Origin of the sequence: Gemmatirosa kalamazoonensis (assembly GCF_000522985.1) — a bacterium.
In the GTDB taxonomy this organism is placed as follows: domain Bacteria; phylum Gemmatimonadota; class Gemmatimonadetes; order Gemmatimonadales; family Gemmatimonadaceae; genus Gemmatirosa; species Gemmatirosa kalamazoonensis.
This window is the reverse complement of record NZ_CP007128.1, coordinates 1,018,381-1,029,444: the sequence shown is the minus strand read 5'-3', so window position 1 is coordinate 1,029,444 and position 11,064 is coordinate 1,018,381. Positions and strand designations below refer to the sequence as shown.

The 11,064-nt window shown below is 70.9% G+C and carries 8 protein-coding genes; 4 read left to right on the top strand and 4 right to left on the bottom strand.

The features are described from left to right. Positions 1-17 precede the first annotated feature (17 nt). From J421_RS04505 to J421_RS04495, 3 genes are all read right to left on the bottom strand, one after another. On the bottom strand, positions 18-797 hold the full coding sequence (locus J421_RS04505; RefSeq protein WP_025409976.1) for a carboxypeptidase-like regulatory domain-containing protein: 780 nt from the start codon (positions 795-797) through the stop codon (positions 18-20). A gap of 170 nt (positions 798-967) precedes the next feature. After that, positions 968-3,193, bottom strand: coding sequence for a S9 family peptidase (locus J421_RS04500; RefSeq protein ID WP_025409975.1), 2,226 nt, complete (start codon positions 3,191-3,193; stop codon positions 968-970). Between the two features lie 161 nt (positions 3,194-3,354). Next, the gene (locus J421_RS04495) at positions 3,355-5,436 is read right to left on the bottom strand and encodes an Ig-like domain-containing protein (protein ID WP_025409974.1); all 2,082 of its coding nucleotides are present in this window, start codon (positions 5,434-5,436) and stop codon (positions 3,355-3,357) included. 249 nt (positions 5,437-5,685) lie between these two features. Here J421_RS04495 and J421_RS04490 point away from each other — a divergent pair, with 249 nt between their 5' ends. The 4 genes from J421_RS04490 to J421_RS04475 all read left to right on the top strand — a co-directional run bounded on the left by J421_RS04490 (position 5,686) and on the right by J421_RS04475 (position 10,056). After that, on the top strand, positions 5,686-6,132 hold the full coding sequence (locus tag J421_RS04490; RefSeq protein ID WP_025409973.1) for an energy transducer TonB: 447 nt from the start codon (positions 5,686-5,688) through the stop codon (positions 6,130-6,132). 223 nt (positions 6,133-6,355) lie between these two features. Next, complete coding sequence (locus J421_RS04485) at positions 6,356-7,783, top strand: pyridoxal-phosphate dependent enzyme (RefSeq protein ID WP_025409972.1); 1,428 nt, start codon at positions 6,356-6,358, stop codon at positions 7,781-7,783. A 120-nt stretch (positions 7,784-7,903) separates the two neighbouring features. Continuing rightward, entirely contained in the window at positions 7,904-8,950 is a 1,047-nt protein-coding gene (locus tag J421_RS04480; protein WP_025409971.1) for a D-alanine--D-alanine ligase, read from the top strand. 161 nt (positions 8,951-9,111) lie between these two features. Next, positions 9,112-10,056, top strand: a complete 945-nt coding sequence (locus J421_RS04475) for a rhomboid family intramembrane serine protease (protein WP_025409970.1) — start codon at positions 9,112-9,114, stop codon at positions 10,054-10,056. A 105-nt stretch (positions 10,057-10,161) separates the two neighbouring features. On the opposite strand, the gene J421_RS04470 is transcribed toward J421_RS04475, so the two are convergent. Beyond that, the gene (locus tag J421_RS04470; RefSeq protein WP_025409969.1) at positions 10,162-11,040 is read right to left on the bottom strand and encodes an FG-GAP repeat domain-containing protein; all 879 of its coding nucleotides are present in this window, start codon (positions 11,038-11,040) and stop codon (positions 10,162-10,164) included. Between the last annotated feature and the right edge of the window lie 24 nt (positions 11,041-11,064).

Genomic DNA, 11,064 nt, shown 5'->3' with positions numbered 1-11,064 from the left:
CCTCCTGCCCTCGCAGTTCACCGGCGGACCTCGACGACGATCTGCTGCACGTCGAGGTTCGTGCCGTACGGCGCGGCGAACGACGTCGTCAGCGTGCTCGCGTAGCTGCCCGTGTTGCGGCGGCGGATCTGCAGCGCGCGCGGCGGACGGCCGGACGCGGCTTCGCGGGCCGCGATCGTGTAGCGGCCGAGTGGCACGTCGACGACCGCGTCCCCATCGGCGGTCGCGCGCAGGCGCTGCACGATCGTGCGGCCCGCGCTGCCGTCGATGATCGGGCCGACGGGCGTGAGCGTGAGCTCGACGTCCTCCATCACGAGGTCGTAGTTCTCGGGATCGTGGTACGCGATGACCGGGCTCCCGTAGAAGCCGCCGTCGGGGCGCGGCCCCTGCACGCGCCACGTGAAGTCGCGCGCCGCGCCGCGGTTGCCGGCGAACGTCGACGCATCGCTCGGCTCGAGCACGAGCCGGTACGCGTTGCCGTCGTACGAGCGGAGCAGCGACGCCGACATCGCCCACGTGGCGGGGATCTCGGGGAGCTGCAGACGATATCGGCCGTCGGCATCGCTGCGGCCGACGACGTTCGCCGCGACGAGCAGCTGGTTGTTCGCGACGACCTCCGCGCCGGCGATCGGCCGACCGGCGGCGTCGGTCACCCGCCCGGTGACGACGTACGCCGACGCTGAGCCGCCACCGGTCGAGCCGACGGGCGCAGCGGGCTGGGTGGAGGCGTCGGAGCAGCCGACGAACGCGACGACGAGCAGCGCGGCGCGGGCGCCGCGGACGGTGGCGAGCGACATGAGCGCGGGGGCGAAGGGTGACGCCCGACGTTAGGCCGTCCCCCGCGCCCCTGCATGGGTCGGACGAACCACAGAGGGCAGGAGGGCAGGAGGGCACGCGCGAAACGCGCGAGGGCAGGAGAGACCGAAGCTCTCCTGCCCTCCTGCCCTCCTGCCCTCCTGCCCTTGTCTTACTGCACCGTGCGCGGACTCTTCATCCACCGCTGCAGGAAGTCCCACTGCGTCTCGGCGATGAGGCGCGCGCTCTCGGCGTTGTAGGCCGAGCCGTGGTGCCCGGGTGGGAAGATGCGCAGATCGATGTTCTTGCCCGCGTTCGTGAACGCCGTCAGGAGCTGCATCGTGTTCTGCGGGTGCACGTTGTCGTCGAGCATCGCGTGGATCATGAGCAGGTGCCCCTTCAGCTTCGGCGCGTTCGACACAACGGAGCTCTGCTCGTAGCCGGACGCGTTGTCGTCGAGCGTCGACATGTACCGCTCGGTGTAGATCGTGTCGTACAGCCGCCAGTCGGCGACGCCGGAGTTCGCCATGCCGACCGAGAACAGGTCGGGGTACTGCTCCATCGTGTACAGCGTGCTGTAGCCGCCGTAGCTCGTGCCCATGATGGCGATGTGGTCGCCGTCGACCCACGGCTGCGTCTTCAGCCACTTCGCCGTCTCCGCGAAGTCCATCGACTCGTACCGGCCGAGCTGCTTGTAGACCACCTTCATGAAGTCGCGGCCGTAGTTGTTCGTGCCGCGGTTGTTCACGTTCACGACGACGTAGCCGTTCTGCGCGAGCCACTGGTTCCAGCCCGACGTGCCGAACGAGTTGTACACGCCCTGCGACCCCGGCCCGCCGTAGATCGCGAACACGACCGGGTAGCGCTTCGTCGGGTCGAACGGTACGGGCTTCACGAGCGAGATGTCGAGCTTCGTGCCGTCGGAGGCGCGGAAGCTCGTGAGCTCCGTGGGAGCGTACTCGTGCGTCGCGAGCCACTGCGTCGTCTGCTGGTTCGCCTCGAGCGTGCGCAGCTTGCCCGACGTCGTGGACCACAGCTCCACCTGGCGCGGCTGCGTCGTCGACGACCACGAGTCGATGAAGTACTTCGCGTTCGGCGACATGTCGATGTCGTGCCGTCCCGGCGCCGTGGTGATGCGCTTGAGCCCCGTGCCGTCGAACTTCACCGACCAGAGCTGCCGCTCGAGCGGCGATGGGTTCGTCGACGTGAAGTAGATCAGGCGATTCGCCGGGTCGACGCCCTCGATGCGCGTCACGCTCCACTGCCCCGACGTGACCTGCTTCACGAGCTTCCCGGAGTAGTCGTAGCGATAGATGTGCTGGAACCCGTCGCGGTCGGAGACCCAGTAGAACTCCGTCGAGTGCTCGGGGAACGACAGCAGATCCTGCACGCCGGCGTAGAAGTCGTACACGTCGATCCACGTGTCCGACGACTCGCGCAGCACCTGGCGCGCGCCGCCGGTGTTCACGTCGAAGAAGTACAGCCGCATCTCGTTCTGCCGGCGGTTCAGCGTGACCACCGCGAGCGTGTCGGGGCGGCTCGTCCAGTAGACGCGCGGCACGTAGTACTCGCCGCGGAGGTCGGGCACGAGCCACGTGCGCTTGCCGCTCTTCACGTCGACGACGCCGATCTTCGCGATCGGGTTCGTGTCGCCGGGCTGCGGGATGCGGATGCGGTCCCACGTCTCGTGGCGCCCGCTGTAGTCGGTGAGCTGGACGACCGGCTCCTTGCTCTCGTCGATCTGCCAGAACGCGATGCGCCGGCTGTCGGGCGACCAGTTCCACGCCTGCGCGAGGCCGAACTCCTCCTCGTACACCCAGTCGAAGTGGCCGTTGTAGACCGACTCGGTGGCGTCGCTCGTGAGGCGCGTCTCCTTGTGCGACGCGAGATCGACGACGTACAGATCGCCGCCGCGCTCCTCGCCGAGCAGCGCGCCGTCGGGGGACAGCTCCGCGGTGCGCGCGCCCTTGCCCGCGAGCTGCAGCGACTTCGGCGACAGCGAGTAGACGTAGAAGTCGGACGTGCCGCTGCGCCGGTAGAGCTGCTGGAAGTTCGACTGGAACACGAGGTTCCTGAAGTCGCGGCTGAACTGGAACGACACGTAGTCGAACGGCCGCGTGCTGCCGGGAAGCGAGAGCCCCTCGCTCGTGAACAGCAGCGTGTCGCGCCCGCTCGTCGGGTCGTAGGTGCGGATCTCGGGGCGCCGCGTCTGCGCGTTCGCGCCGATGAACGAGAACCGGTTGCCGCCATCGAGCCAGACGACCCGTCGCGGGCCGCTCCTCCCGCCGAGTATCGCCGACGCCTGCGTGGCGTCGCTCAGACTGGTGAACCGCTGCTTCGCCTGCTGTGCGTGAACGGCGAGCGGGAAGAGGAGGGCGACGAGAAGACGACGGCGCATGGGACTCGGGTCGGGTGAGCCCGAAAGATAGCGCCTGGAATTGGACCGCAGAGGACTGCCGCTTTGTATCGAACCGCAGAGGACGCAGAGGGCCGCAGAGGAGAACCAATCGCTGTCGGTTTCCTCTGCGGCCCTCTGCGTGCCTCTGCGGTTCGATTGTCTTATCTCGTCCGCACCACCGACAGCGCGACGTTCGCCGGCAGCGGCGCGCCGCTGCCCGCCGTCAGGATGCGTGCCTGCTTGCCGCCGCCGACCGTGAAGCGGAAGTACGCCGCCGCGCCGCCGCGCAGCGCGGGGCGCTCGGCCAGACCGTCGCGGAGCGTGTGCGTGACGATCGGGTACGCCGAGTACAGGAGGATGTTGCGCGCCGAGCGGAGCGAGGCCATGACGCTGCGGAAGTTCCAGCTGCGGTACGCGTAGCGCGGGTCGAGCGTCACGCCGGGCACGCCGTCGACGAAGTTCGCGATGCTCCAGTCGCGGAACCACTCGGTGAGCGTCGCCTGGTCGACGCCGAGCGCGGCGCGCAGGTTCGGCATGCCGTTCAGCTTCGTGTTCGTGACGAGCTTCTGCCACAGCGCGGCGTCGTTGCCGTTCACGCGATCGGCCGCGTAGCGCAGGAACGCCCACGTCGCGCCGCGCGTCTCGAGGTCGTCGTTGTCCGCGTACGGCGAGCTCCCCTCCGACGACTGGAAGTACTCGGCGAGGCGCGAGATGTTGCCGCCCTGCATGTAGAAGTTGAACGCCGAGCGCACGCGCGACGCGTTGATGGCCGTCGAGTCGAGGCGCGTGCGCGTCGTGATCCCCGCCTCACGCTGGAACACGAGCTCCTCGGCGACGTGGCTGAGCCCCTCGTTCAGCCACGTGTCCTCCCAGTTGTCCGCGTTGTTGACGTAGATGCGGCGGCTCGCGTTGATCAGGTGCTGGAACTCGTGCGCGAGCGTTCCCACCGTCACGCTGTCGACGAAGCCCTTGCGGAAGACGTTGCCGTTCACGCGACCCGTGGGGTCGGGAACGAGCATGTAGAACATCTCCGCGAAGTTGCTGCCGCCGCAGAAGTCGGAGCTCTTCGGCGCGGAGTTCTGGAACAGGTCGCGCTCGTAGAAGAAGCCCCCGACGTAGTAGTCGGCGTTGCGCGGCGTGAGCAGGTTCACCGCGCTCGTGAAGAAGATGATCGAGCGCCCGTTCTTGTCGACGTCGCTCTCGCCGCCGAAGTTCGCGACGTCCACCGGGTAGGCGAGCGTGTCGAACGCGACGCCGTACGCGCGGTACTCGGCGTCGGTGAAGCCGTTCGGCGGGTTCGCCGTGTCGGCGACGACGATCGCCTTGTCGGTGACCGCGACGACGCGACCCGTGCGCCGGCGGATGCCGCCGGCCTTCGTCGTGTCGCACGTCTCCATGCTCGTGTTGAGCGACAGCAGCTGCCCGACGGCCGGCACCGCGGCCGTCGTCGCGGCGCTCGCCACGCTGAGCGCGAGCCCGGCGGGACGCGGCGCGCGCAGGTGGGCGGCGGCGAGCCGGGGACGTAGCTCGGCGCCGGCGCGCTCACGCAGCGCCTGCTCGAAGCGGACGTCGCGGCGCGGCTCGTCGGCGGCCGCCGGATCGAGCGGCGCGCGCGCGAACGCAGCGGTCGCCGCGTTGATCTCGGCGATGCCGTTGCCCGTCACGGACAGCGACGTGCGCACGTCGGTCGTCACCCGCAGCGAGTCCTGCTCCGTGTTGAACGCGACGAGCACGAACTCGTCGCGGTCGGCGCCGGTGACGCAGAGCGTGCTCCCCTGCCCGGTGGCGAAGCTGCGCGCCTCGCCGACGCCGAGCGCCACGGGGACCGCGGCGCCGCAGGCGCTCACGGTGACGGTGAGCGTGTCGGCGAGCGTCGACGTGCGGGCGATGACGATCGCGGTGCCGTTCGTGCGCGCGCGCACCAGCCCCGTGGCGTCGACGTCGGCGACCGCGGTCGCGGAGCTGGACCAGGTGATCCCCGAGGCGGCCTGCGAGCCGCCCTTGGAGTCGTTCAGTCGGGCCGACATGCGCGCCGAGTCGCCCGGCGCGAGGCCGAGCGTGCGCGTCGCGAAGCCGGGGAGCGAGCCCTCCGCGGGGACGATGTCGAGCCGCATCGTGAGCGGCGGCTCCGTGCCGGGGCCGGTGGAGTCGCCGCCGCACGCGACGAGCGCGGCCGCGGCGAGTCCGCCGAGCGCGAGACGACGAGCGGCGTGGCGAGAGCCGGGGGAGAGAGCGGGGCGCATCCGGGTACGGCCTGGAGGAGAATCGAGCGAGGCGGGGAGGCGGGGCTGACCTCTTACGACGCATGCGCGCGGGCGCACGCAACGGCGACGACGACGTCGGGGGCGTCGGGCACCTCGACGAGCGGGGCGTGTAGATTGCGCGACATGCCGCACCCGCCGTCGTACTCCGGAGAGACTGCTACGGACTCGGAACTTACAGCCCCGGGACGACGGGTCGAGATCGGCGAACGACTGTCGCGCGTCGCGCGCGTGGCGTGTGTCACCGCGAGCGCGGCAGCGTGCCTCGGCGCGTGCGGCGGCGGGGAGCACGCCGTGCTGCGGGACGGCACCGCGCTGCCGCCGGCGCGCCTGGCGAACGCCGCCGACCTGGCCGAGGGTACTGTACCCCGCATGCTGAACGTCGAGCCACCGTTCCGGTATCCGACGGAGCTGTACGCGCGGAAGGTGCAGGGGGACGTGACGCTGCGGCTGCACGTGGACTCCACGGGGCGGGTGCGGCCGGAGTCGACGAGCGTGATCGCGTCGTCCGGCTACGCGGCGCTCGACTCGGCGGCCGTGCGCGGGGCGGCGGCGCTGCGGTTCGCGCCGGCGGTGCGCGACGGCCGGCCGGTGGGGCGGAGCATCCGCTTTCCCGTGTTGTTCCGGCACCCGACGGCACCGCCCCTGCCGACGGACACCTCCCTGAAGCGGTTTTGATGGGGCGGTTCCGATCCTGCGGTTCCGCGACGGCGGGAGGGGCGGGTGCGGCGGGGCGAGTGACGCGGTTCCGAATCGGGGGTTCCGACACGGCGGCAAGCCGCCGCTCCGGCCCCGCCTCGCCTGCCCCGCCGTTTCGGTCCCGCGGTCTCCGCCCCTCCCGCCTCGTCAGGACCGCCGTACCAGAACCGCGGCACCAGAACCGCCTCATCGAACAGACCATATGACGATCGTCGCGACTCCCGAGGTGGTTCGAAACAAGCGGCCGTACGGCAGCGTGCTCGAGACCATCGGCTGGACGCCGCTCATCCGGCTGAGCCGCGTGGTGCGCGGCTGCCGCACGCCGGTGTACGGCAAGGCCGACTTCTTCAATCCCGGCGGCAGCGTGAAGGACCGCATCGGGCTGCCGATCATCGAGGCGGCGGAGCGGTCCGGGGCGCTGAAGCCCGGTGGGACGATCGTGGAGGGCACGAGCGGCAACACCGGCGTCGCGCTCGCGATCGCGGCGGTGATGCGCGGCTACCGGTGCGTCTTCACCATGCCGGACAAGATGTCGCAGGAGAAGGTGCGTCTGCTGAAGGCGTTCGGGGCCGAGGTGATCATCACGCCGACCGCGGTGCCGCCCGACCACCCGGACAGCTACGTGATGATGGCGAAGCGGATCGCCGAGGCGACGCCTAACGCGATCCTCGCGAACCAGTTCTACAACCAGGCGAACCCCGACGCGCACTACGCGACGACGGGCCCCGAGCTGTGGGAGCAGACCGACGGACGCATCACGCACTTCGTGGCCGCGGCGGGGACCGGGGGAACGATCACCGGCGTGGCGCGCTACCTGAAGGAGCGGAACCCCGACGTGAAGATCATCGCCGGCGACCCGCAGGGGTCGATCCTGGCCGAGCTGTTCCGACGCCGGAACAGCGGCGGGGATGCCGGCGAGAAGCCCGTCGGCACGCCGTACAAGGTGGAGGGCATCGGACAGGACAAGCTTCCCGGCACGCTCGACCTCTCGCTCGTCGACGAGTTCCACACCGTGAGCGACCGCGACTCGTTCGCGATGGCGCGGCGGCTGACGCGCGAGGAGGGGCTGTTCGTGGGCGGCTCGTCGGGGCTCATCACGCACGTCGCGCTGCGGCTCGCGCGTCAGCTCGACGACCCGAGAGCGTGCGTGGTGACGTTCCTCTGCGACACCGGCGAGCGGTACCTGTCGAAGCTGTACAACGACGAGTGGATGCGCGAGAACCAGCTGCTGGAGCCGGACCGCGCGACGTTAGGCCACCTGCTCGCGCAGCGCGGCGCCGACGTCCCGCAGCTCGTGAGCACCGCGCCGGGCGCGCTCGTGCGGCAGGCGCTGGGCCTCATGAAGCTGCACGACGTCTCGCAGCTGCCGGTGATGGAGGGCGACCGGTGCGTCGGCAGCGTGACCGAGTACCATCTGACGACGCGCGGCCTCGAGAGCTCGCGCTTCCTCGACGCGACGGTGGGCGAGGTGATGGACGAGGCGTTCCCGACGGTCGACGCGGGGCAGGCGGTCGACGCCGTGACGAAGCTCCTCTCGAAGGCGTCGCCCGCGCTGCTCGTGACCGACCGTGGCCGCGTGACCGGCATCGTCACGCGCAGCGACGTGCTGCAGTTCCTGATGACGCGGTAGCCATCCGAAAAGCATGAACCGCAGAGGACGCAGAGGACGCAGAGGAAACCGACACATCGTCGTGGGCGTTCCTCTGCGATCCCCTGCGTCCTCTGCGGTCCAAAAGAAGAGTCCACGCTGATGAAGATCACGGTTCTGTTAGGCGGCTTCTCCGCCGAGCGCGACGTGTCGTTGAACTCGGGGCTGCGCATCGCCGCGGCGCTGCGCTCGCGCGGGCACGAGGTGACGTGCGTGGATCCCGCGGGAAGCGGCGCGGCGATGACGCGCGACGAGGAGCAGGCGCTGCTCGACGCCGGCGTCGGCACCACGCCGCCGTCTCTCGAGGCGCTGTCGTCGTTAGGCGGCGGGTCCATCCCGCCGGGGCTCGCCGAGTGGCCGGCGGTGCGCGAGGCGGAGGTCGTGTTCCTCGCGCTGCACGGCGGCCAGGGCGAGGACGGCACGCTGCAGGCGCTGTTCGACCTCGCCGGCGTGCGCTACACCGGCAGTGGCCACCTCGGCTCGGCGATCGCGATGGACAAGCACCTGTCGAAGACGCTGTTCCGCGCCGCGGGCGTCGGCACCGCCGACTGGACGATGGCGCCGTCGCCCGACAGCAGCACCGCACGACGCACCCACTTCCACGCGGAGGCCGACGCGCTCGGGCTGCCGCTCGTCGTGAAGCCGTCGAAGCAGGGATCCACGGTGGGGCTCACCGTCGTACGGGACGCGAAGGACCTCGACGCCGCGGTGGCGGAGGCGTTCAAGTACGACGACGAGGTGATGGTCGAGTGCTTCGTCGCCGGACGCGAGCTGACCGTCGGGATACTCGGCGCCGACGCGCTGCCCGTGATCGAGATCAAGCCGAAGCACGAGATCTACGACTACGAGTGCAAGTACACGAAGGGGATGGCGGAGGAGGGGGTGGCCGACCTGCCGGAGGAGTCGGTGGGGCGGATCCAGGAGCAGGCGCGGCTCGCGTTCGACGCGCTGAAGCTGAAGGGGTACGCGCGGGTCGACTTCCGGATGGACGAGCTCGGGAACTTCTTCTGCCTGGAGGCCAATACGCTGCCGGGGATGACGGAGCTGAGCCTCATCCCGCAGGCGGCGGCGGCGGCCGGGATCTTGTTTCCCGAGTTGTGCGAGCGCATCGTGAGGCAGGCGCTCACGGGGCCGGGCCCACGCTCCTGACGGGTCGTTCGGCGGCTGGCACATCTCCCGCAACGCACGCTCTCCCGTCAATCCGCGCCGACGGCTGGGAGCTTCAGTCGGCGCGGACCGCCGCGGCACGGGGCGGGTACGAGACCCGCTGACGTGTCCCCGCTTCACCGCGCAGGTATCGCGCAGGCCCCATGGCTCTTCCCGCGTCGTCCGACGACTACGAGGTCCCGCGCCTGACCCCGGCCGTGCTGTGGCTGGTCGCGGCGAACGTGGCGATCTACTTCGTGCAGCTCACGCTGCAGCGGGATTTCCCCACGCTCCTCGGCTTCCAGTTCGCCGACGTGCGGAACGGCGCGCCGTGGACCGCGCTCACCTACATGTTCGTGCACGCCGGGTTCTGGCACCTGGCCGTGAACATGTACATGCTCTGGGCGCTGGGGCCCCGCGTGGAGCGCGCGATGGGGACGCGCGCGTTCGTGTTCTTCTACGCGTTCTGCGGGCTGGGCGGCGTGGTGTTCCAGTCGCTGTTCGTGCCGCACGAGGCGCTGCTCGTCGGCGCGTCGGCCGCGATCTTCGGCGTGCTCGTCGCGTACGCGATGCGGTGGCCGAACGAGGAGATGTACCTGTTCCTCGTCGTGCCGATGAAGATGCGCTGGTTCGCGCTCTTCCTCGTGGCGCTCAACCTCGCGGCCGGCGCGCTGTCGGCCGGCAGCGTGGACGGCGGCGGCGTGGCGTATCTCGCGCACCTCGGCGGCGCCGCGTTCGGTCTGCTCTATCTGCTCCGGCCGAGCGCCCCGTCGGTCGACCGGCTGCGACAGCGCGTCGCGACGGCGCCCGACCTCGGCGACGAGCCGCCGCGCCCCGTGCCGCGGTCGCTTCCCCGGCCGCGCGAGCGGCAGAGCGAGGTGGACGAGGTGGTGGAGCAGAGCAAGGCGCTGACGATGAACAAGCCGCCGCGCCCCGTCGTCCCCGCGCCGCCGCGTCCGACGACCGTGACCGCCGCGAGCCGGCGCGAGGCGCTCGACCTGGTGCTCGACAAGATCTCGCAGCACGGGCTCGACTCGCTCACGCTCGAGGAGCGGCACCTGCTGGAGGAGATGTCGCGCAAGCTGCGGAACAATTCGACGACACTGTGAGGCGGCGCTGATGGGGCGGCGCTGATACCTCGGCGCTGGAACGGCGGCTCTGATGCCGCGCGGTTCCAGCGCCGCTTTTTCAGCGCCGACTCATCAGCGCCGGCGTCATGGGGCGACCACTGCACCGGCGACGCGCCACGGCGCCGGCGGGCTCGCCGGGGTGAGCGTCGAGAGATGGGCGAGGCCGTTCATGCGCCACACGGCGAGCGCGCTCGTGGCGGCGTCCTGCCAGAGGACATCGGCGTGGCCGTCGCCGTCCCAGTCGGCGACCGCGACGATCGACCAGCTCGTGGGGACGGTGCCGAGCGCGGTCGTGGCGGTGACGGCCGTGCCGTTCATGCGCCAGGCGACGCGATCACCGGACTGCGTGTTCTCCCAGAGCAGCTCCGGGTGGCCGTCGGCGTCGAGGTCGCCCGCCGTGGCGAGGCGCCACTCGGTCGGGACCGCGCCGAGCGAGACGGACGACGCGATGGTCCGGCCGTCCATGAGCCAGACGATGACCGCGCCCGAGGTGGCGTCGTGCCACACGAGGTCGGAGCGGCCGTCGCCGTTCATGTCGGCGACCGCGGCGACGCGCCACGGCAGCGGCGCGCTCGGCATGGCGCGCGTGCTGTCGAGGGTGCCGCTCGTGCCGAAGTACCACGCGACGAGATCGCCCGTAGTCCCGTTGTGCCAGAGGAGCGCGGTCTCGGGATCGACGACGAGATGGCCGGCGCCGACGATGCGCCAGGCAGCGGGGACGTCGCCGTAGGGCTGCGTGGCGACGACGGTCCCGGCGCGGACGACCCAGTACGCGAGGTCGCCCGTGGCGGGTTGCTGGAGCGCGAGCAGGAGGTCGCCGGTGTTAGCGGTGATGTCCGCGTGTGGCCGGGCGGGCGCGCGGCGCGGGGCGGACGGCGCGTCGGCGCAGGCGGCGACGGCGGCTGCCGCGGCGAAGACGACGGCGGCGCGGGCGGCGCGCTGCCTGACGAGCGACGGGGACATTCGACGGGATCCGGCGGGTTCGTC